At 34.2% G+C, this 22,766-nt stretch carries 23 protein-coding genes; 13 read left to right on the top strand and 10 right to left on the bottom strand.

The genetic code is table 11. The features are described 5' to 3' along the window. Both BHU68_RS09195 and BHU68_RS09200 read right to left on the bottom strand, forming a co-directional pair. A complete protein-coding gene (locus BHU68_RS09195; protein WP_069471030.1) occupies nt 1-1,278 on the bottom strand; it encodes a hypothetical protein in 1,278 nt (425 codons plus the stop codon). 2 nt (nt 1,279-1,280) lie between these two features. Further along, the gene (locus BHU68_RS09200; protein ID WP_069471031.1) at nt 1,281-2,972 is read right to left on the bottom strand and encodes an AMP-dependent synthetase/ligase; all 1,692 of its coding nucleotides are present in this window, start codon (nt 2,970-2,972) and stop codon (nt 1,281-1,283) included. 45 nt (nt 2,973-3,017) lie between these two features. Here BHU68_RS09200 and BHU68_RS09205 point away from each other — a divergent pair, with 45 nt between their 5' ends. From BHU68_RS09205 to rpoS, 3 genes are all read left to right on the top strand, one after another. After that, a complete protein-coding gene (locus BHU68_RS09205; RefSeq protein ID WP_069471032.1) occupies nt 3,018-4,136 on the top strand; it encodes a muramidase family protein in 1,119 nt (372 codons plus the stop codon). A 63-nt stretch (nt 4,137-4,199) separates the two neighbouring features. Continuing rightward, nucleotides 4,200-5,279 carry a muramidase family protein gene (locus BHU68_RS09210; RefSeq protein ID WP_069471033.1) on the top strand — a complete coding sequence of 360 codons (1,080 nt, stop codon included), beginning with the start codon at nt 4,200-4,202 and terminating at the stop codon, nt 5,277-5,279. Between the two features lie 10 nt (nt 5,280-5,289). Further along, the gene (gene rpoS / locus BHU68_RS09215; protein ID WP_069471034.1) at nt 5,290-6,228 is read left to right on the top strand and encodes an RNA polymerase sigma factor RpoS; all 939 of its coding nucleotides are present in this window, start codon (nt 5,290-5,292) and stop codon (nt 6,226-6,228) included. Here the strand turns inward: rpoS and BHU68_RS09220 are convergent. Continuing rightward, nucleotides 6,223-7,674: an NAD-dependent succinate-semialdehyde dehydrogenase gene (locus tag BHU68_RS09220; RefSeq protein ID WP_069471035.1), complete on the bottom strand. Its 1,452-nt coding sequence runs from the start codon at nt 7,672-7,674 to the stop codon at nt 6,223-6,225. The two genes, rpoS and BHU68_RS09220, sit on opposite strands and share 6 nt — an antisense overlap. Before the next feature lie 110 nt (nt 7,675-7,784). Here BHU68_RS09220 and BHU68_RS17670 point away from each other — a divergent pair, with 110 nt between their 5' ends. The 3 genes from BHU68_RS17670 to modB are packed head-to-tail and all read left to right on the top strand — an operon-like array spanning nt 7,785 to nt 10,137. Next, nucleotides 7,785-8,843, top strand: coding sequence for a hypothetical protein (locus tag BHU68_RS17670; protein WP_069471036.1), 1,059 nt, complete (start codon nt 7,785-7,787; stop codon nt 8,841-8,843). A gap of 26 nt (nt 8,844-8,869) precedes the next feature. Beyond that, a complete protein-coding gene (gene lolB / locus BHU68_RS09230) occupies nt 8,870-9,457 on the top strand; it encodes a lipoprotein insertase outer membrane protein LolB (RefSeq protein ID WP_069472797.1) in 588 nt (195 codons plus the stop codon). Next, nucleotides 9,445-10,137: a molybdate ABC transporter permease subunit gene (gene modB, locus BHU68_RS09235; RefSeq protein WP_069471038.1), complete on the top strand. Its 693-nt coding sequence runs from the start codon at nt 9,445-9,447 to the stop codon at nt 10,135-10,137. The genes lolB and modB overlap by 13 nt, the downstream gene beginning before the upstream one ends. Here modB and BHU68_RS09240 read toward each other — a convergent pair. Both BHU68_RS09240 and BHU68_RS09245 read right to left on the bottom strand, forming a co-directional pair. Next, nucleotides 10,104-10,760, bottom strand: a complete 657-nt coding sequence (locus BHU68_RS09240) for a ComF family protein (RefSeq protein ID WP_069471039.1) — start codon at nt 10,758-10,760, stop codon at nt 10,104-10,106. The genes modB and BHU68_RS09240 overlap by 34 nt on opposite strands. Continuing rightward, complete coding sequence (locus BHU68_RS09245) at nt 10,753-11,085, bottom strand: TusE/DsrC/DsvC family sulfur relay protein (RefSeq protein WP_069471040.1); 333 nt, start codon at nt 11,083-11,085, stop codon at nt 10,753-10,755. Before BHU68_RS09245 ends, BHU68_RS09240 begins: the two co-directional genes overlap by 8 nt. A gap of 163 nt (nt 11,086-11,248) precedes the next feature. Between BHU68_RS09245 and BHU68_RS09250 the strand changes: the two genes are divergently transcribed. Next, nucleotides 11,249-13,750 (top strand): rhodanese-like domain-containing protein, encoded by a 2,502-nt coding sequence (locus BHU68_RS09250; protein WP_069473045.1) that lies wholly within the window; start codon nt 11,249-11,251, stop codon nt 13,748-13,750. 31 nt (nt 13,751-13,781) lie between these two features. On the opposite strand, the gene BHU68_RS09255 is transcribed toward BHU68_RS09250, so the two are convergent. Continuing rightward, on the bottom strand, nt 13,782-14,996 hold the full coding sequence (locus tag BHU68_RS09255) for an ATP-binding protein (RefSeq protein ID WP_069471042.1): 1,215 nt from the start codon (nt 14,994-14,996) through the stop codon (nt 13,782-13,784). Then, the gene (locus tag BHU68_RS09260; protein ID WP_069473729.1) at nt 14,989-16,695 is read right to left on the bottom strand and encodes a sodium:solute symporter family protein; all 1,707 of its coding nucleotides are present in this window, start codon (nt 16,693-16,695) and stop codon (nt 14,989-14,991) included. The genes BHU68_RS09255 and BHU68_RS09260 overlap by 8 nt, the downstream gene beginning before the upstream one ends. Before the next feature lie 266 nt (nt 16,696-16,961). Between BHU68_RS09260 and BHU68_RS09265 the strand changes: the two genes are divergently transcribed. The 3 genes from BHU68_RS09265 (at nt 16,962) to BHU68_RS09275 (ending at nt 18,754) form a co-directional block, all read left to right on the top strand. Further along, nucleotides 16,962-17,564 carry an AAA family ATPase gene (locus BHU68_RS09265; RefSeq protein ID WP_069471892.1) on the top strand — a complete coding sequence of 201 codons (603 nt, stop codon included), beginning with the start codon at nt 16,962-16,964 and terminating at the stop codon, nt 17,562-17,564. A 656-nt stretch (nt 17,565-18,220) separates the two neighbouring features. After that, nucleotides 18,221-18,451 (top strand): BrnT family toxin, encoded by a 231-nt coding sequence (locus tag BHU68_RS09270; RefSeq protein WP_069472593.1) that lies wholly within the window; start codon nt 18,221-18,223, stop codon nt 18,449-18,451. A gap of 3 nt (nt 18,452-18,454) precedes the next feature. Then, nucleotides 18,455-18,754 carry a hypothetical protein gene (locus BHU68_RS09275; RefSeq protein WP_069472594.1) on the top strand — a complete coding sequence of 100 codons (300 nt, stop codon included), beginning with the start codon at nt 18,455-18,457 and terminating at the stop codon, nt 18,752-18,754. Between the two features lie 58 nt (nt 18,755-18,812). Here BHU68_RS09275 and BHU68_RS17675 read toward each other — a convergent pair whose 3' ends face one another. The 3 genes from BHU68_RS17675 to BHU68_RS17685 are packed head-to-tail and all read right to left on the bottom strand — an operon-like array spanning nt 18,813 to nt 19,902. Continuing rightward, nucleotides 18,813-19,046, bottom strand: a complete 234-nt coding sequence (locus tag BHU68_RS17675; RefSeq protein WP_069472595.1) for a hypothetical protein — start codon at nt 19,044-19,046, stop codon at nt 18,813-18,815. A gap of 19 nt (nt 19,047-19,065) precedes the next feature. Next, nucleotides 19,066-19,410: a sodium:solute symporter family transporter gene (locus tag BHU68_RS17680; protein ID WP_069472596.1), complete on the bottom strand. Its 345-nt coding sequence runs from the start codon at nt 19,408-19,410 to the stop codon at nt 19,066-19,068. Between the two features lie 39 nt (nt 19,411-19,449). Continuing rightward, the gene (locus tag BHU68_RS17685) at nt 19,450-19,902 is read right to left on the bottom strand and encodes a hypothetical protein (protein WP_069472597.1); all 453 of its coding nucleotides are present in this window, start codon (nt 19,900-19,902) and stop codon (nt 19,450-19,452) included. 37 nt (nt 19,903-19,939) lie between these two features. On the opposite strand from BHU68_RS17685, the gene rlmE reads away from it, so the two are divergent. From rlmE to BHU68_RS17255, 3 genes are all read left to right on the top strand, one after another. Next, on the top strand, nt 19,940-20,563 hold the full coding sequence (gene rlmE, locus BHU68_RS09295; RefSeq protein ID WP_069472598.1) for a 23S rRNA (uridine(2552)-2'-O)-methyltransferase RlmE: 624 nt from the start codon (nt 19,940-19,942) through the stop codon (nt 20,561-20,563). 80 nt (nt 20,564-20,643) lie between these two features. Then, nucleotides 20,644-22,509 carry an ATP-dependent zinc metalloprotease FtsH gene (gene ftsH, locus BHU68_RS09300; RefSeq protein ID WP_253180965.1) on the top strand — a complete coding sequence of 622 codons (1,866 nt, stop codon included), beginning with the start codon at nt 20,644-20,646 and terminating at the stop codon, nt 22,507-22,509. Nucleotides 22,510-22,599: 90 nt separating this feature from the next. Continuing rightward, complete coding sequence (locus BHU68_RS17255) at nt 22,600-22,752, top strand: hypothetical protein (protein WP_171900394.1); 153 nt, start codon at nt 22,600-22,602, stop codon at nt 22,750-22,752. Nucleotides 22,753-22,766 lie beyond the last annotated feature (14 nt).

Here is a 22,766-nt window from a genome sequence, read left to right on the forward strand (position 1 = left end):
TCAAGCCTCATAACGTGGCAATAATTGAATAGTATCATTCATCCAAATATCAATTGCTTTGTCTAAGGCGGTTTCAATCTGTTTTTCCCATTCAGTTTGAGTCGCTGATAAAGCATCTTCTACATCATTTACAAATGATTTACGTTGTGTTAATTCAACACCTTCATTGATTAAATAATCAACACCTAATCCACCTAGTACTCCAACTACTGTGCCAACTGGTCCAGCTAATGTTCCCGCTGCACCAGCACCACCAGCTAATATTGCTTTAGATACAAACGGAGCTGATAATTTTGCAAATACACCTTTACTAGCAGCACTTGTTACCACTGTAGCTCCCTTACCAGCAGTAGCAGCTCCAAGTGTTTTTACAGCAATTGCGCCACCAGCGGCTAATGCTCCACCAACTGCTGCTTGCTTGGGTCCCTTTTCATATTCTGCCATGTTAAATTTTTGCATTTGACTTTTCCAATCCAGAGTTAATACCGTATTATCTGTCACTGGCATATCCAGATGGTTAGTGTATTGTGATACAAATACTTGAAAATCTTTGTTCATTTTACTTAAAACATTAACATAATGTTCATGTATTTGTTTTAAAGTAAAACGATAAGCAAATTGTAATTTAGGATCAGTAATCTCAGGGCGTAATACAATATTTGTATAATGTTTATGCAAATATTTTTCTACATCTAGTGATACTGCATCTGAGGTGCTGATTGCTTCTGCGCTAAAAGTATGCTTGGCAGCAGAAGTTGTTGCTTCCCATAATATTTTATAAGTAGTAGTATAATTAAAATACCAATCTGCAAACCTATCCACACGGGTTTTCATTCTACCAAAAATTTTAACTAATTCTTTATTTAATTCCTGATTTTTGATTGCAACTAAATTAGCCTTTTCTTTTTCTATATAAGCTACTTGTTGATTTACAAATGTAGAATATTCTTCTGCATCTGCAATAACTCGTACTTTTTTACCATCTTTCTGTTCATAAACTAGCATTACTGTTGGTTTGATTTGAGCTGTTACACCAGTTTCTATAATTGATTCATCATGATGTACAGATTTATTTAAATCTAAACGCGCTAACAGACTGTCATACCATTGTCTTCCAAAAGTCAGAGCAAAAAATACGAATACAATAAAAGTAAACATCCACATAAAGGATGAAAATATTCCAAACAAACAACCTCGTCGTTTTGGAGCTTTATATTGAGGAGCTGCTGGAATATATTGAACATTGTCATCTATAACAAGTGTTTTTTTAGATTTCATAACTAAAAACCTCGATACATTTTTTCAATTGCAGTTTCATAACGCTTCATAATAACTGCTCGTTTCATTTTTAATGTTGGTGTTAATAAACCATTTTCCACGCTCCAAGCTTCCAAAGAGAATGAAACGCGGCGTATTTGAGCATAACCGGGAAACTCTTTTATGTGTTTGGCAATACGTTTTAACACTGCTTGTTTTGGATCAATATTTAACTCTTTAGTAAAATTTTCCCAATTTTCAGGATTTAACACGATTAAACAACTCAAAAATGGCTTGCCTTCACCAATCAACATAACTTGGTCAAATAAATTATCAACCAAAATTGCCATTTCCATATCTGTAGGAGGAATTTTTTCTCCATTACCCATCACTATAATATCTTTTATACGCCCAGTTATATATAAATGTCCACCTTCATCTATACGCGCTTTATCTCCAGTATGAAACCATCCATCCTGATCAATAGCTGCTGCTGTTGCTGTAGGGTTATTCCAATAACCTAACATTACATAAGGGCTATGGGTTAATAATTCATCATTTTCACCTAACTTGACTTTTGCACCCGGTATTGTTGTACCAATACTACTTGGTATATTATCTTCTAGTCTATTAACAGTTATAACTGGGCTAGTTTCTGTTAAACCATAACCCTGTAATAATTTTAAACCTAAACCGATAAATAATCTTGAAATTTCGGGTGATAATGCTGCTCCTCCGCTAATAGCAAAGCGCATTTTTCCACCTAATTTTTTTAGCACCGCTTGTGCAACTAATTTATTTAATAGCGGCCATAATAACAATTTATAATGCCAGCCAGCGCGTTTTTGCTGATATTCAAAACGTCGCCATCCAACATCTATAGTCAAATTAAATAGCTTTTTCGCAACAGCAGATTTTTTATCTAATTGATTTTGAATTTTGCTATAAACTTGTTCATAAATACGAGGCACCGAAATTAAAACGGTTGGAGATTGAGTAACTAAATCAGTTGCTAACTGTGGAACTGAACGAGCATAAGCAACAGTAGCATTGACTACCATAGGTAAATAATATCCGCCAGTACGTTCAAAAGTATGAGATAATGGCAAAAAGGATAAAAATAAATCGCTTGACTTAAATTCAGTACATTCTGAAATAGATAAAACATTACCAACCAGATTACGATGACTAAGCATAACCCCTTTAGGCTTGCCAGTAGTGCCAGATGTATAAACAATGCTAGCTAATTCATCTGGAGCCGATTCTTCAGCGCGTAATGATTCAGTAGTAGAATTAGGCAACCAATCTTCTAAATTGATTGTAATAATCCGTTGCACAGATTCTAATTTGGATAAAGACTGCCATTGTTTTGCGTCTGCTATTAGCAATAATTTAACATTAGCATCATTAATAATATATGCAATATTATCAGGGCGATCATCCATATATAATGGTACAGTTACCAAACCTAAGCCAAGAGCGGCTTGATCAAACATTACCCATTCAGGGCAATTACGTAACATTATAGCGACTCTATCACCAGCGGCTAAATTTTCTTTTGCTAATGCTGCTTGCCAATTTGCAACATGTATTGACATATCTTGCCAAGTTAAATCATGCCAATTTTTATTTTTAAAATAACGATAAGCAATATGTTCAGGCGAAGCTTTGACACGTTCACGAAATAATTGTGCTAATGTAGTTACAGGTATCATTCTTATAATTCCATATAAATAATAAGTTGATTAAAAGGAGTTTTTATGCCAACATGTAATTGTAATTCTAATTTAGGAGAAAAACATATGTTTAGGGTAGTATTGCCCGCCTTGGTAGGCTTTATTTTGTTAAATGGTTGCTCATCCACAGCGGTAAATAATAAAAAAATTATAGAACCCCCAACAAGTTCAGACATAGAGATAGAGAATTATCATATTGTCAAACGTGGTGAGAGTTTATATGCTATTGCAAGAATGTATGGTCGTGATCATAAAGATCTTGCACGCTGGAATAATATTCCACCACCTTACGCGCTGAATATTGGTCAACGTTTAATTCTTGATGGATCACCTGCGGATGATCCAGAACCAGAAATATCTACACCTATTGTAGAAGCACCGCCAGTTCCAAAAGGCAGTCATAGAGTTGCACCACAGGAAGGTTTATTTTCGATTGCACAAAAATACAATGTAAATTGGAAGGAGCTTGCAAAATGGAATAATATTCAAGAACCTTATGCTGTAAATGTTGGACAAATTTTAGTAGTTGAAGCACCTGCTGGTTATATAGCAAATAATGATCCAACGCCAATCACCACTCCTACTGTTATTACGCCCGCACCAAGTAATGATAAAAATTATCACATAGTACTAAAAGGGGATAATTTATATAAGATTGCCAAACATTATGGGCATACTATGGCAGATTTAGGTAAATGGAATAATATACCAGCTCCATATAGCGTTAGATTAGGGCAAAAAATACGTGTTACTCCACCAGAAGGTATTGATAACAACACATTGCCATCAGTTGTACCATCTGTATCTAATTCAGATTATCATATTGTACAAGCAAAAGATACTTTATATAGTATTTCTAAAATATATAAAATCAGTATAGGCAATTTGAAATCATGGAATAACTTGCAACCGCCTTTTAATGTATTTCTAGGGCAAAAATTAAGGATTACAGCACCTGCAACATCAAATAGTGGCGGTTTACGCCCAGTTTCATTGGCTTCTTATCATATAGCCAAATCAGGGGAATCCTTGCAAAAGATTGCTCAGAGATATGGTTTATCAGCTTCAGATATAGCTAAATGGAATGGTATTGGTAACCCGCCTAATATATATCCCGGGCAAAGATTAAAACTCACTCCATAGGAATTTCAGACCTGACAGGTTTTAAAAACCTGTCAGGTCTTTGAACATAGGATTTATAAAATTATGCCTTTATTATTTATATTACTTATAGTAGCACCGATTCAAGTATATGCAAATTCAACACTATATGATTATAGTTATAGTGAAACGAAAGCTGTAAAATTATTTTCTGCGCCTAAGTCTAAACAACTTAAAGTTAGCCGGAACAGTCGCAAAACTAAAACTTCTCATATTGTGAGACGTGGTGATAGTATCTATAAAGTTGCGAAACGCTATGGTTATAGCTACAAACAATTAGCTAGATGGAATGGATTAAAATATCCTTATAGATTAAAAGCTGGAAGACGTTTACGTGTTGCACCATTGTCTAAAATTCGTGTTAGAAAAAAAACTTACAAAGGTAAAAGCTCTTATGTTATTAAACGTGGTGATAGCATCTATAAAATTGCGCGACGCTTTGGTTATAGCTATAAACAATTAGCTAGATGGAATGCTTTAAAATATCCTTATAAACTGATAGCAGGAAGACGTTTACGTATTGCGCCATTGCCGTGGAATCGTACTAAAAAATCTAAAGTTAAAAGAAAAACCAAATCAATCACTATTCAACCAAAATCATTTCGTAATACTAAAGGCTATCATAAGATTCAACGTGGTGAAACACTATACAGTATATCCAGACAATACCGTGCTAGTGTAACCAATATAATTAGATGGAATCGTTTATCTAAACCTTATAATTTATCAGTTGGGCAAGTATTAAGAGTTTATTCACCATCAGGTGTTCGTTTAGGCAGTAAAAAAAGAAAAATTAGAAGCAAGATAACTAGTACTCGCACTAATAGGCGATATCATACCGTATCTCAAGGAGAAACATTATATAGTATTGCTAGACATTATAGAAAATCGGTTCAACAAATTGCTATCACTAATAAGTTAAAAAAACCTTATCATTTATATAAGGGTCAAAGATTGAGAATTAATTCTAAAAAACGTACTAGTTATCATTACGTTAAAAGCGGAGAAAATCTCAAAATGATTGCTGCTAAATATGGTCTAAAAGCGTATGAACTGGCTAAACAAAATGGTATAGGTAATCCTTATACAATTTATCCCGGGCAAAGATTATCTATAAGAAGATAAAATTAAGATTATGAAAGATAAGGAAGTTCTTGATGACAATGATGAATTATTAGAACAATTCAAAGAGGATGAACACTCTGAACCTGAGTATTTGGTGCCTGAAAGAGATACCACCAGTTTAGATGCTGATCAAATCTATAGACAAGAAATTAGTCATCATGAACTTTTAACCGCTGAAGAAGAAGTTAAATATGCACGACTGACATTAAAAGGTGATGTAAAAGCGCGTCAGCATTTGATTGAAAGCAATTTACGTTTAGTTGTAAAAATTGCACAAAAGTATAAATTTAGCGGTTTAGCATTAGCAGATTTAATTGAAGAAGGTAATATTGGCTTAATCCAAGCAGTTGAAAAATTCGATCCTGAAAGAGGTTTTCGTTTTTCAACTTATGCCACATGGTGGATTAGACAATCGATGGTACGTGCTATTATGAATCAAGCTCGTACTATTCGTTTACCAGTCCATATTCTCAGAGAGATAAATGATTGTGTACGCGCCAAGAAACAACTTTCTCAACAAATGGATCGTGAACCAACTGTTGATGAAATAGCGGCAGCACTTAACAAGTCTTCTGAAAACGTTCACAAAATGTTAGGATGGAATGAACGTACTACATCCTTAGATAATTCATATTTGGCAGATTCTGAGAAAAGCCTAATTGATACAATTCCTGATGAATGTAATATTGACCCTTTAACAACATTACAAGAGAATGACTTAACAAGTATATTAAAACTATGGTTAAATCAACTTCCAGAAACACATCGTCTTATTATCCAATATCGTTTTGGTTTAGATAATCAAGATCCAAAAACATTAGAAGAAGTAGGCAATGCCGTTGGTTTAACTCGTGAACGAGTCAGACAAATTCAACTTAAAGCCATAGAAAAATTACATGAAATCATGACTAATGAAGGATTTTCTAAGTCTGATTTTATATTTCTATAATCCACCCATACACACATATTTAATTTCTAAAAACTCATCAACTCCATATTTAGAACCTTCACGCCCCAAACCTGATTCTTTAATACCTCCAAATGGAACTACAACATTAGAAATAATACCCTCATTAATACCGACCATACCATATTCTAAAGCCTCTGCAATCCGCCAAGCACGACCCAAATTACGAGTATAAAAATAAGAGGCTAATCCAAATGGTGTGTCATTAGCTAAAGCAATCGCTTCTTGTTCTGCTTTAAAACGAAATAGTGGTGCAACTGGTCCAAAAGTTTCTTCTTGAGCAATTTTCATATTAGCAGTGACTTCAGTTAAAACTGTTGGCTCAAAAAATGTTCCACCAAGTGTATGTCTTTGACCACCTTGTACTACTTTTGCGCCATTAGTAACAGCATTACCAATATGATCTTCAACTTTTTCGACAGCGGCTATATCAATTAATGGACCCTGTTGAGTTCCAGTTTTTGAGCCATCACCAACTTTTAATTTAGCTACTGCTTGTGCTAATTTGCTGGCAAATTCATCATAGACACTATCTTGTACCAGAAAACGATTAGTGCAAACACAAGTTTGTCCAGTATTACGATATTTAGAAGCTACAGCACCTTCTACAGCAGCATTTATATCAGCATCATCAAATACTATAAAAGGCGCGTTACCTCCTAATTCTAAAGATACTTTCTTTACAGTGCTTGCGCATTGCTGCATCAGCAATTTACCAATTTCAGTCGAACCAGTGAATGATAATTTACGTACAACTGGATTACTAGTTAATTCAGCACCAATTGTTTTTGGATTACCAGTAACAACATTAATTACACCTTTAGGAAAACCAGCGCGTTCTGCTAATTCTGCTAATGCCAATGCTGAATATGGAGTTGATGTAGCTGGTTTGATTATAACTGGGCAACCTACAGCTAAAGCTGGTGCGCATTTACGAGTAATCATCGCATTAGGAGAATTCCAAGGTGTGATAGCGGCAACTACGCCTATTGGTTGCTTAATAACAACAATACGTCGCCCAGCTTGTGGTGTTGGAATCACATCACCATAAATTCGTTTAGCTTCTTCAGCAAACCATTCAATAAAGGATGCACCATAGGCTATTTCACCTTGAGCTTCTGCTAATGGTTTACCTTGTTCAGCAGTCATTATTACCGCTAAATCTTGTTGATGTTCTATAATTAAATTAAACCAGCTACGCATGATTTCAGAACGTTCTGAAGCAGTTTTATTACGCCATTCAGGCAAGGCTACATTAGCAGCATCAATCGCTTGACTAGTTTCAATTTGACCCATATTAGGTATGGTGCCAAGTAGAGTATTATCAGCAGGATTTGTAACTTGAATAACATCATTATTATGGGCATCAATCCAAGTGCCATTAATATACGCTTGCTGATTAAATAATCTAGGATCATTGAGTTGCATAGTGTTTACCTAAAATTGATGTTAAAGATAATATTAATTATAGTACAGAAATAACCAAATTTCTGCTATGCTGAAATTATTATAAATAGTTAATAGATAAAAATTATAATATGAAAAATATTTTTTTAGGATTATTGATAGTAGGAATTATTAGTGCTTGTGCTAACCCTCAACCAATACCTGAACCAATACCTGAACCAATACCTGAACCAATACCTGAACCAATACCTGAACCAATACCTGAACCTGAGCCTGAACCAGTGGTTGAAGAAAAAAAAGGTGAATGTGTAGAATCACCAGATCAATGTGTAAATCGTTGGGGTATTTATCTTTATCCAAATGGAGATTGTTACCAAGGTTATTTTAAAGACAGTAAAAGGGATGGTGATGGTACACTGATGGAAGAAAATGGTACTAAAATTACCACATTTTGGAAAAATGATGAAAAAGCTGGTGAAAGAGCGCGTAATATTGGTAGAACTATGGAAATGAAGTTTGATCCAATCAAACTAAAACAAAGCTGTACTAATATTATTAACGAAGCTTTATTTGGTGTACCTGAGAAAGCTGAACCTCAGTCTTCTAAAAAAGAACAAGTATCTTTAGAAAACTGTTCTGGTGAAGATAAATTTTCTAAATTATTGCATCAAATTGCTACAAAATTAGGGCGTTCTTGTGAGATTGCAGAATCTTTTTTATCTTCAACTGATAATTTTATTTCAGAATTACAAAATAACTTATCTAAAGTGGCTTCGACTCAAACGCCGGTTGAAAAAAAATCTGAACTTATAACTACGACTTTGAACTATTTTGAAAATGATGCCAGTTGTATTGAAGTTGGTGAGACTCAAATATGTATTCCTCTTCAAACCTTATTATCAGACTTAGTGGCATTGAGTGATACTGCACATTCAGTGAAATTAGATTTTCAAGGTAACAATAAATTAGGTGAAATTAAAAAATTAGAAGATGATTTATATAGAGCTTCTATTAGCAAATGGGAACGTTTTATACATTGCAAACAAGAAGATGAAGCTTGTGATATTAATTACAGTCATAGAAAATTTAATATTATATTTCATAATAAATTGGTGTGGAATATGAAAGTCAGAACCATCACATTAAACGAATATCTTACAGAAGCAGAATATGCTAAACGTCAACAATAATGAATAAAAATGGAAACAGAAGAATAATGAAACAATTATCAATTTTACTACTTTTATTTATTTCTGGATGCTCTTTGACACCAGCTGTTAATTCAAATAAAGCTGAATTATTATGGCAAAAACATCAAGAAAGCTTAAAAACTTTAAACAAGTGGCGTTTAAATGCCAGTTTATCTGTTACCAAAAATAAGCAAAATTGGATTATTCGAGTACTTTGGGATCAAGATGGTGATAACTATACTTTACGTCTCAATGCCCCATTGGGGCAAGGTGCTGCCTTATTAACAGGAACTAAGGATGGTGTGATTATGCGTACTGGTAATAATGAAACTTTTGAGGCAAAAAGTGCTGATGAATTGGTGGTTCAAGCATTGAATATGGAATTGCCCATTGAGAATTTATATTATTGGGTTAGAGGAATTCCAGCACCTGATCATCGCATTCTGCAATATGATTTATATAAGAATGGACATTTAAATCATTTAGAACAATCAGGTTGGGCTGTAGAATATAGCCCTTATGTCGAAGTAGAAAATATCCTTTTACCTAAAAAAATATATTTAGATCATAAAGATATTGAAGTTAAAATTGTCATTACTAAATGGAATATATAAACTGGGAAGCTTTTTGGCTTACCATCCGTTTAGCAAGTGTTACTACAATCATATTGTTAATAATAGGTACACCATTAGCATGGTGGTTAGCACATAGCAAATATTGGTTTAAGGTTATTATTGAAGCATTGATAGCCTTACCTTTGGTGTTACCACCTACAGTTTTAGGCTTTTATTTACTTATAAGCTTGGGACCAAATGGCTTAATTGGTCAGTTATCGGAAAGCTTGACCGGACAACATTTAGCCTTTAGTTTTACTGGCTTAGTAATAGGATCAGTGATTTTTTCTTTACCTTTTACTGTGCAACCATTACAAAATGCTTTTTTAGCTATCGGCAAACGCCCCTTAGAAGTAGCGGCTACATTACGCGCATCACCTTTAGATAGATTTTTTAGTATTGCCATACCCTTAGCGCGTCCGGGAATTTTAACTGCTATCATCTTAACTTTTGCACACACAGTGGGAGAATTTGGGATGGTGTTGATGATTGGGGGCAGCATTCCCGGTCAAACTCAAGTGTTATCTATTGCCATTTATGAACATGTAGAAATGTTAGAATTTCGACAAGCTCATATATTATCAGCTATTATGTTGTTATTGTCGTTTTTTAGTTTGTTGATCTTGTATGTTATCAATAAAGGGTTTTATGCGCGCGCACAACACCATACATCTATTTGAGAAATTCCTGCCGCTTTGAAAGCTAATGCTAGTTGATTCACTGTAGTGCCAGTTGTCATAACATCATCTATTAAAACAATATGTTGCCAATTTGATGGAATTTTTTTGATTCTAAATGCGTTGGCTAAATTTTCATAACGCTGTTGAGCATTTAACAAGGAAGTTTGAGCCTGAGTGTATTTGACACGTTTACATGCTCTGGTATTGATAGGAATACCATTTTGTTTAGCGATAATTTTAGCTAGTTCTAATGATTGATTATAACCGCGTTGTCGTAAGCGTTTACTATGTAAGGGTACTGGTATTAATACATCTGGAGAGGCTTCTATCGTCAAATGTTGCGCCATTAAATTAGCTAATAACTTTAGTATTGTTAAATTTTTATGGAATTTAGCTAGTTTAATTAATTTATCAATTGGATAAGTATAAGCAAATAGAGCTTGTGTATGTGTATAAGCAGGTGGGTTTTGTTTACATTCAGGGCAAATGCCTACCTCATCTAAAGTTGAGGCGCAATTTAGGCAAGCACTTGTTTTATAGGGTAAATCCTTTAAACAAGCGTTACAAATAGCTTGACTAGCACTATTTCCACATAAATAACAAGTTTGTGGTAGATTAAACACAGCCCGTTGGTTTAGGCAAGCCTGCGTAGCGAGAACCTTGTTTACCCGGACCATATGGAAATAGTTCGTATAAATATTTACTATTACCTTTATCTTTACCTAATTCTGCTTTAGCTAATTTGATCAATGCCCGCATAGCAGGTGCAGTACCATTCTCTTGATAAGATTTTCTTATCATGTTAATGACATCCCAATGAGCATCGGTAAGTTTTAGACCATCTTTTTCAGCTAATGCTGTAGCTAATTCTTCAGACCAATCATCTAAATTTACTAAGTAACCTTGTTCATCAGTTTCAATGGTATTGCCATTTATTTCAACTTGCACGGTATATATTCCTAATAGTTTATTAAAATACTATGTTAATAAGTATGAATATAAATTTATCAAGATTTTTTTGCAATTTATTTAACAGTTGTGATAAAGTATTTTCTTCAGATATAAAATAATTATATCATCATATACTAATATTCTTAGGAGGTTTAAAGACATGAAAAAATACTTGTTATTTTTAATGTTTTGGCTAAGCTATTCAGCTTATGCAGCAGTAGATACAGTTTCGTTTTCTATGAAAGCGAAAACATTTAATATTCCAGCAGTACATGTGGAAAAATTTGGATTATTTGATCTGGAATTTAAGGTTTTAAATGAAGAACCCTTAGAATTTGAAATTATTAAAGCTACACCAGTAATGAACATGGTTAGTCATTTAGCTACATTTTCTATGGAAACCGGTATTCTGCATATTCCCTTAGTCAAATTTACTGATAAAGATGGAAAGACAGAAGATGTTTATACTGATTTGCAAGTGAGACTAAAACCACCGCTTGGACGATTTCATGTAACTAGCAGTGTTTCAGCAAAAACCATGGCTGCTTACGAACTATTAGCCACAAAATCACATTCATTAACTGATATTCCTTCAAAATTGGCTGAACTAGAGAAAATTTTTGATAAGCTCATTAGTGTTGTTGAAGCTAATCCAGATATGAGTGTTGTTGTTGGCGCTCAAGATGTAGGCAAATTAAAAACTACAGGTAAATTAATACCATATCCAGCAGTTGATTTTGATGGTGACGGCAAAGCTGATCAAATTGGTCGCATGTTAGAATTTTCCTTTGCAGATGATGCTAAATTTTTACAAGAAGATTTAGCATATGGTGTAGCCTTACCTTGGACAATTACTGCTTATACAACCAATGATACTATTTATGTAACAGCGGCAGTTCCACAAACTTGGGTACGTACTTATTTCAACGGTGAAAAGAATCTGGAACCTTTATTGAAACTTGCCACTGGGTATCAAAAGAAAATTGAAGATTTGGTAGCATCAACTTTAGAACCTTTAGGCTTTAAAACTAATCTCAATACTCCTCTGAAGGGCATGAATTTATTAGGTAAAGCTGAAATAGCAATGATGGAAGCGCAAACAGGAGAAAAACTCACTGCTAAATATGCTCGCCCTTTTATCACCATTAAAGATGATTTACTTGACCCTAAAGATGTTGTTGAAAAAATCATTAAAGCCTTTTTAGTTAACAATGTTTCTGATGTTGATGGCAATGGAACCGCAGGAGAAGAAGCAGATGAAGAATTCTTACCTCATGCTGTAAAAGAATATATTGGTGGTAAAAAAACCTTTGAAGATATATCAAAAGTATTTGATCAAGGCATGGAACTTTGGAAAAAAGGTGGTTCATTTGCAAATTGGACATTATTAAGAACAGTAGATCTTTCTGATGGAAAAGGTGGAACTTATCATTTATTTGAACTCTGTCAAGAATTCTATTCTGGTTTAGCTCTACAAGTAGGCTTAAATCACATGTCAGCTTTACCCTGTAGCTTAGGTGTTTGGAAAGATTCAGAAGGCGTGCATATTAACATGCTAACACCACAATTCATTTTCAGTTATTTCTTTACTGATATGATGATTGATCCAAATAATGAGCAACAAGTACGTACAGGAAAACTATTTCAAGTATTCCCAACAATGGTATATAACGAATTAGCTGGCATACTTAATGGAGTGATTGAAGAAGTAGGCGGTAAAGAAAAATTTGAAATGATTCCTATGAAAATGGATAGTTTTGAAACCGTGCGTCAACATATTGATACATGGCTTGCCACAGTAGAAGATAAAAACTTAGTTACAGATACAAAAGTCAAAGCACTTATTGATGACTGGGATACTAACAAAGATAAATATCAAATTGTTAGCGTCAGAAAACCAGAACATTATGCACAAGGGCATGTAGCAAATGCTATCAATATTCAATTTGCCAATATAGTTGATGATGACAGTCTAAAACTATTAGATCCAAAGAAAACTACAATTGCATATTGTTATGTTGGGCAAAAAGGTCAACTTTCGATGACACTTCTGAATCTAGTCAATTTTAAAGCGAAAAATCTTAGTGGCGGCATGATGGATTGGAACGTAGATACTTTTAAAGAAGCTGGTAAAACCCCGTGGGATGGTGTTGCTGATTACCCAGTAGAAACTAAGGATAATAATCCAACAGAAACTTATTCAACACCAGCAATCAAAACTAAGTTGACTAAGGCTGCTGATATTATTCAAGAACAAGCCCAGACTTACCTAAAAACTATAGTGGGTATGCGCGATCATGTCATAACAACATCAGATGTAAAAGCAATTATTGATGATTGGGATAACAATAAAGACAAATATCAAATTGTCAGCGTAAGAGATGCTGAAGACTATGCCAAGGGTCATATTGCTAATGCGATAAATATTCCTTGGAAACAAGCACTAAAACTTGAAAATTTGAAAAAATTAGACCCAAATAAGACCATTATTACTTATAGTGAAAGAGGATTTAGTGGAGAAACAATAGGTATTTCATTAAATCTGCTAGGCTACAAAGTACGTAATATTAAATTTGGTTTCATGGATTGGAATTTAGAAAGCTTTGAAGACAGTGGCAATACGCCTTGGGATCAAAAGGCTGATAATCCTGTAGAGAAATAGAAAGATTGGGGCAAGATTTGCCCCAATTAATTTAATTATTTTTTCTCAAAATTACGCTAAATTCATAACCATTATCAATAAATTCTGGAGCTGGATAACCTAACTTTAGCATTGGTTTTATTATCTTCTCTGGTATTCCCATGCCTAAATGTTCCACATAACCATAGTTTTCAGCAAACTTCATTAACACTGGATTACGAGTATAACTAGCACCCTCTTTAATCATATCAATTGTTAGAGTATTTGGTAATTTTCCGGGGGATCTAATTTCTAATCTATCAGAAAATATCAACAGTTGAATTTGTCCACCATATAGTGAATAATCCCTATGAATCAAAGCATTAGTTATAACTTCACGTAAAGTCTCTAATGGATATTCTGCTTGATCAATACGTTTAATACCTTGCATCATGGTGCGTTTTTTAGTATTTGTCTCGACAAATTTAATTGCTTGTTCAATTATACCATCTTCCACAAGAACACCATTATATTCATAAGCAAGTATAGGTAAATCAATAAATTTTTTATCTAACATCAAATAATCTTTGTTTGTTCCAGCAAATGCAGCACATCTAATACCAGCAGAAGGAATAAAACGTGAAGGTTCTAATCCAAATAAGATACCACCAGCTAATGTTGCTACTAGATTATTTGTCAATTCAATAGCTAATCTAGCATTTACATAAAGATTATATAATTTATCTTGATAGTATTTTTCACTTAGCTTTTTTATCTCTAAAAAATAATTACGTATTCTTCTTTCATCGAGATAATTAACTAATAATGTTGGAATTGGAACAACATCATAATGAACTAAAGGATGACTTGCATATAAAATAGCTATTTGTTCTGGAGATGCTAAACGACAAGTAGTTCCAACACGAATATAAAATAAGGTTTTCTCATTTTTAATTAAATAATATGGTTTTTGAATTCCCTTTTCTAAGCTAATACTAATAATTGATTTGTCTGCAATAGTAAAAGTATCTAAGATAGGTATAACTGGTGGTTTCACACGATTCTGAGCAATCTGATTGAGTGCATTCATTTTTTTATCTAATGAACCTTCTATACCACTGATAGTAGCATCATCTTCTACTCCCAACAAAATTACGCCACCTTGACCATTCAGAAATGAAATCATTACTATGGCTAAATCTTCATTGGAAACAGCAGCCGATTTAAACTCAATTTGGGAATTTTCACCTTCTTGAATTAAGCTGTTAATTTTATTATAATTAATCATTATTCAAAAGTCTATGCACACCCCAAGCACAAATAATCCCAACCAATCCATAAATCACCGCACTCTGCCAATCAGCAAATATCAATTTACCTATACCAAATAAGCAGCTATAAACTAAACCAATACCAAGTAGCCAGCTAGCCAATAATTTTCCTAACTGAGATTTTTTCTTAGTTTGTTTTTGCCAATAGCCTTCTGGTTGAATTTTTTCATAAAAGTTATCTAAGACTTTTGAATCTGTGGGTTTAGTTACATAAGTAGCAATTAACCATGCCGCTGTTGTGAATCCTACAGTAACAAACAAGCTTTCTGGAAATTTTAGATCAGTATAAAAATGAGTATAACTAAAAGCTATAAATGGGGCAATCGTTGCTACAATTTCGCTCCACGCATTTATCCGCCACCAATACCAACGCAAAATTAATACAGCTCCTAAACCTGCTCCGCATTCAATCATAAATTTAAACGCGCTTTCTAAAGTAGTGATTTGACTAGTTACAATTAGTGCAACTATCATTAATAAAAATGTATTGAAACGCGACGCTCTTACCAATTGTTTTTGATTCGCATTGGGATGCAAAAAGCGTTTATATAAATCATTAATAATATAACTAGTACCCCAATTTAACTGAGTAGAAATCGTACTCATATAAGCGGCTAAAAATGCTACTAATAATAAGCCCTTTAAACCGGGTGGTAAAAAGTCTCGCATCGCCATTGCATAGCCTAATCTTTTTTCATCAGCCGACAGCTCAGGATAAAGAACTATAGCACATAAACCTACTATAATCCAAGGCCAAGGTCTTAAAGCATAATGGGCTATTTGAAAAAATAAAGTGGCTTTTATCGCATGTTCTTCATTTTTAGCACTCATCATTCGTTGAGCTACATAACCGCCACCACCGGGTTCTGAACCGGGATACCAACTAGCCCACCATTGCACACCAACAAAGGCTAAGAAAGTGGCAAAACTAATGCTAAATACTTCTGCTGTTTCTCCAAATGTAGGAAAAAATTCAAAAGTTGCCGCTGGTAATTTAGCTTGTAAACCCGATATTCCACCAATAGCCTCAGAATTAACTACGATTACAGCTAATATGATACTGCCTATCATCGCAAGAATAAACTGAATAAAGTCAGTCATAACTACACCTAATAAGCCTGACAGACTAGAATAAACCATCACAAAAAACATCGCACCAGCTAAATAAAAAATCACTTGATCTGCTGGAATATTAAAAAACACTTGCAATAATGAACCTAAAGCCACATTAACCCAAGCAATAATAACGGCATTCATAAAAATACCTAAATAAACCGCCTTAAAACCACGTAAAAACGCAGCGGCTTTACCAGAATAACGTAACTCAATTAACTCAACATCAGTAATAATATTAGCTCTACGCCAAAATTTGGCAAACAAAAAAGTGGCTAACATCCCACCAATTAAACCATTCCACCATATCCAATTACCACTGATACCATTATTTGCAACTAATTCTGCAACTAACAGCGGCGTATCAGCAGCAAAGGTAGTAGCTACCATCGAAGTGCCAGCTAACCACCAAGGCAAATTTCGCCCGCCTAAGAAAAAACTTTCGATATTTTTACCGGCTTTTTGAGTAAAAAATAAACCAATACCTAATGTAATTACAAAAAATAGTATTATAATTAACCAATCTATTATAGATAGTTCCATGTTAAACCTTATACCTTATGAAAAGAAGCGCATATAAGTTAGCACAAATTGATAAACATGATCATTTATTTTTTCCATTAAAGTTGTAATGTTAAAAACTATTACCAATAACACCAATTGTCAGAGACATGTTAATATTTTACGCCTCAAAATCTGTCAGATAAAATTTTATTACTGGCTTATGGTGCCAATCGGCATATAAAATTAGAAGAACCAAAACCTTATCAAATTTAAAACATATTAGAGTTAGTAGCACTTTTGAGTATGTGAATAACAACTTCAAAACGATTCAACCGCTGATTAATGCGGTTCTTGAAAGCTCAGATCATGACAATAATGTTACCTTGGTGGATTATGATACAGAAAGTCTCTATTTTAAAACCTCATCTAACCCAAATCAGCCAATTTCTGTTGAAGCCTTATCTGAAGGATTTAAATCCACCTTTATCTGGTTATTTGACATGATCATCCGAATTGCCAAACAAGGTGGAAACCTGAACAATGCTCAAGATATTACCGGACTGGTTCTGTTAGATGAAATTGATTTACACTTACATCCCACTTGGCAACGCACTATTTTGTCAAGTATTGAAACAGTATTTCCTAAAATTCATTTTATAGTTTCAAGCCATAGTGTTTTTGTGGCACAATCAATTAAAAATGAAAATTTAATTGCTCTGGAGTGGGAAAATGGACATTGTGTTGTGATTGATCAAGATACGAGTTTAGAACGAAGTTACAGTGCTGTAGCTAGAGAAATTTTTAAAATACCATCACCATTTAGCTATGAAACCATTAACGAAAACAAATTTATCAATTTAGTTATAGATATTGCCAATCAAGGTGTTGAATTATCCAAGCACAAATAATCCCAGCTAATCAATAATTTTCCTAACTGAGATTTTTTCTTGGTTTGTTTTTGCCAATAGCCTTCTGGTTGAATTTGTTGATTTTACGCAGTAGTTTAAGTTTCCAGATGGATAAATGCCTATTAATTTACTGCTAATATCTAATTATAGTAATATAATGATACTATTAGTATCTTACAATCTTAGCATATTTTACGCTGCGCTCCATTACTTAGCTTCGCTGACTTCGTATCGTTTATTGGTATGTGGCGTAATCGAGATGATATGGATGATAGTATAAATTGAGTACGAAATGAAATAAACGGATATTATTTTATTTTATCAAATAATATACGTATTATTAATGTCCTGAAGGGGATTAAAACATAAACCAATTTTATTTCGCCCCTTCAGGGCTAAACAAAATAATTTACATCACCTAGGGCGTTGCCCTAGGCTATATTAATGTCGCCCCTTCAGGGCTTGAATTAAGGTAAATAGTACAACTTATACCCATTACTACAAATATACCTCGAACTATTCGTTGTACTCAATCACCTGCATGGGTGAACAGCCAGAAGAAGTACTTGTGGTATATTGTAGCATACCGCATTATAAATACAGAAAAAATGAGATCAGAATTTAGATTAATTATTAAAACTTGATATACATATCTTATGTATAAACCTACCATAAAATATATACAATTTGAATGGGATCCTAACAAGGCAGCCATTAACCGGAAAAAACATCGCATTGAGTTTACCGATGCGGTATCAGTATTTAATGATCTCCATGTTATCACCATAGATGATCCAGATTTTGACGAAAAACGATTTGTTACCATTGGTATGGATGCATATGTTCGCAAGGCTAATAAACATGAACGTAAACAGTATGAAGGTTGAGTTATGAGAAATGAATATGATTTCAGCAAAGGTAAACGTGGCTCTGTCATCCCACCTGATCCTAATCAAGTAGGTATTACCCTCTACTTAAATGCTGATATTATTGACTATTTTAAAGAAATAGTTGATAAATCAGGGGGTGGTAATTACCAACTTTTGATCAACAAGGCATTACATGAATATATTGAACAGCAGAATAAATCCTTAGAACAATTGTTGGAAATCACTTTGCGTCGTGTTATTCGTGAAGAACTTCCAATGGCGGGTAATCCTGCTAAATCGATGATTAAGGAACGTGCTTGAAATAACTTAGTCAACTTTTTAGACAAACCTGTCAGGTTTTTGTAGTAAATCTAATTATTCATTCTTCAAAAGAAGATGCACACCCCAAGCACAAATAATCCCAACCAATCCATAAATCACCGCACTCTGCCAATAATTTTCCTAACTGAGATTTGTTCTTGGTTTGTTTTTGCCAATAGCCTTCTGGTTGAATTTTTTCATAAAAGTTATCTAAGACTTTTGAATCTGTGGGTTTAGTTACATAAGTAGCAATTAACCATGCCGCTGTTGTGAATCCTACAGTAACAAACAAGCTTTCTGGGAATTTTATATCAGTATAGAAATGAGTATATTATCCGCCACCAATACCAACGCAAAATTAATACAGCTCCTAAACCTGCTCCGCATTCAATCATAAATTTAAACGCGCTTTCTAAAGTAGTTATTTGGCTAGTTACAATTAGTGCAACTATCATTAATAAAAATGTATTGAAACGCGACGCTCTTACCAATTGTTTTTCATTCGCATTGGGATGCAAAAAGCGTTTATATAAATCATTAATAATATAACTAGTACCCCAATTTAACTGAGTAGAAATCGTACTCATATAAGCGGCTAAAAATGCTACTAATAATAAGCCCTTTAAACCGGGTGGTAAAAAGTCTCGCATCGCCATTGCACACCAACAAAGGCTAAGAAAGTGGCAAAACTAATGCTAAATACTTCTGCTGTTTCTCCAAATGGCTTGTAAACCCGATATTCCGCCAATAGCCTCAGAATTAACTACGATTACAGCTAATATGATACTGCCTATCATCGCCAGAATAAACTGAATAAAGTCAGTCATAACTACACCTAATAAGCCTGACAGACTAGAATAAACCATCACAAAAAACATCGCACCAGCTAAATAAAAAATCACTTGATCGGCTGGAATATTAAAAAACACTTGTAACAATGAACCTAAAGCCACATTAACCCAAGCAATAATAACGGCATTCATAAAAATACCTAAATAAACCGCCTTAAAACCACGTAAAAACGCTGGCGTATCAGCAGCAAAAGTAGTAACTACCATCGAAGTGCCAGCTAACCACCAAGGCAAATTTCGCCCGCCTAAGAAAAAACTTTCGATATTTTTACCCGCTTTTTGAGTAAAATTAACCAATCTATTATATATAGTTCCATGTTAAAATTTATAACTTATGAAAAGAAGTGCAAGTAGCGAACGTTGGCTGCAAGAACATAAGTCAGATCCTTATGTAAAACAAGCCAAACAAGATGATTATCGTTCACGAGCAGTATATAAATTAGCACAAATTGATGAACGTGATCATTTATTTTATCCAAATATGACTGTGGTTGATTTAGGCGCAGCACCGGGAGGATGGAGTCAATGGGTGCAGCGGCGTTTAAATCATAAAGTCAATATATTTGCTTTAGATATTTTACCAATAAAACCCTTAGCGGGAGTAACGTTTATTCAAGGAGACTTTACAGAACAAATGATATTAGATGAACTACTAAATAAAATAGGGGATTCAAACAAGGCTAATCTTGTAATGTCTGATATGGCACCCAATATCAGCGGTATTAAATCTGTGGATCAAGCCCGCATGATGCTATTAGCTGAATTAGCTAGGGATTTGGCATTTGATGTGCTTGCAACTAAAGGATGTTTTTTAACAAAAGTGTTTCAAGGAGAAGGTTTTGAATCTTATATTAAAAGTTTAAGATCTTCTTTTAAAAAAGTTGTAATTCGCAAACCTAAAGCATCGCGTTCTCGATCTTCTGAAATTTATATTCTTGCAAAAGAATATAAAATCTAATTTTATTCAATCAAAGAGGCATTCTAGTGAATGATATAGTAAAAAATATCTTATTATGGGTTGTTATAGCCCTTGTTTTAATGATGGTTTTCAATAATTTTGGTGAGCGAAAAACGTCGGCTCGTTCGATAGAGTATTCCAAATTTATTGCTAGTGTTCAAAGCCAACAAGTTAAAGAAGTTCTAATTGAAGGGCGTACCATTAAAGGCATTACAGCTAATGGTGAACATTTTGTAACTTACAATCCCGGTGATGCTGGTTTAATTGGTGATTTATTGAAATATAATGTTGAAATAAAATCACAGCCACCAGAACAACAATCATTGTTAATGCAAATATTTATTTCGTGGTTCCCAATGTTGTTATTATTTGGAATCTTGATCTTTTTTATGCGCCAAATGCAAGGTGCAGGTGGGCGTGGAGCTTTATCTTTTGGCAAAAGTCGCGCTCGTATGATTGAAGAAGATCAAATCAAGATAAGCTTTAATGATGTAGCTGGTGTAGATGAAGCTAAATCAGAAGTAACTGAATTAGTTGAGTTTTTACGTGAACCCGGTAAATTTCAAAATTTAGGTGGTAAAATTCCACGCGGTGTATTATTGGTTGGTTCACCGGGTACAGGTAAAACTTTATTAGCTAAGGCTATTGCTGGTGAAGCTAAAGTACCATTTTTTACGATTTCTGGTTCAGATTTTGTGGAAATGTTTGTTGGTGTTGGTGCTTCACGAGTACGTGATATGTTTGAGCAAGCCAAAAAACATGCACCATGTATAATTTTTATTGATGAAATTGATGCAGTTGGAAGACATCGTGGTGCTGGTTTAGGTGGTGGGCATGATGAAAGAGAACAAACTCTTAATCAATTATTAGTAGAAATGGATGGTTTTGAAGGTAATGATGGGGTGATTGTTATTGCCGCTACTAACCGCCCAGATGTATTAGATCCTGCTTTATTACGCCCCGGGCGTTTTGATCGTCAAGTAATTGTACCGTTACCAGATATTATTGGACGTGAACAAATTCTAAAAGTCCATATGAGAAAAGTACCTATTTCTGATGATGTCAAACCAAATTTAATTGCACGCGGAACACCGGGATTTTCTGGAGCTGATTTAGCCAATTTAATTAATGAAGCCGCTTTATTTGCCGCTCGTGCTAATAAGCGTTTGGTAGAGATGGAAGAATTTGAAAAAGCTAAAGATAAAATCATGATGGGTGCTGAACGCAAATCAATGGTGATGGGCGAAGAAGAAAAGGCATTAACTGCTTATCATGAAGCTGGACATGCGATTGTCGGACGCTTAGTACCAAAACATGATCCAGTATATAAAGTCTCTATTATTCCTAGAGGGCGTGCTTTAGGTGTGACCATGTTTTTACCTGAAAAAGATCGTTTAAGCATGAGTAGAGAATTATTAGAAAGTCAAATTTCTAGTATGTTTGGTGGACGTATTGCAGAGGAATTGATTTTTGGAAGCCAAGCTGTCACCACTGGTGCTAGTAATGATATTGAAAGAACTACTGAAATTGCTAGAAGTATGGTAATGAAGTGGGGTTTATCAGATTTAGGACCATTAACTTATGGTGAAGAAGATAGTGAAGTATTTTTGGGTCGTAGTGTGACGCAACATAAATCAATATCTGATGAGACAGCAAGTTTAATAGATAAAGAAGTGCATTCTATTATTGATCGTAATTATCAACGCGCAGAAACATTATTGAAAGATAATATCGAAATATTACATACAATGGCAAAAGCATTGCTTAAATATGAAACAATTGATAGTGATCAAATTGATGATTTAATGGCTGGTAACACACCAAAAGCTCCGAAAGATTGGACAGACAATGATGATAACAAAAAATCTGATGATGGCAATGATGATACTAAAATAGTATCCATTAATAATCCTAGCCAAATTGGTGATCCAGCTAATTCTCATTAATTAAGGCAAACTGGCTGTAAACTATCAATCAATTGTAGGGTGGGTAGAGCGATAGCGAAACCCACCTGATGATTGTGACTTTCTTGGTGGGTGAGTTGGTATCCCGGTTCAGATATTATTGGACGTGAACAAATTCTAAAAGTCCATATGAGAAAAGTACCTATTTCTGATGATGTCAAACCAAATTTAATTGCACGCGGAACACCGGGATTTTCTGGAGCTGATCCAGCTAATTCTCATTAATTAAGCCGCTAAAG

It is taken from the genome of Candidatus Marithrix sp. Canyon 246 (assembly GCF_001723685.1).
Taxonomy (GTDB): Bacteria; Pseudomonadota; Gammaproteobacteria; order Beggiatoales; family Beggiatoaceae; genus Marithrix.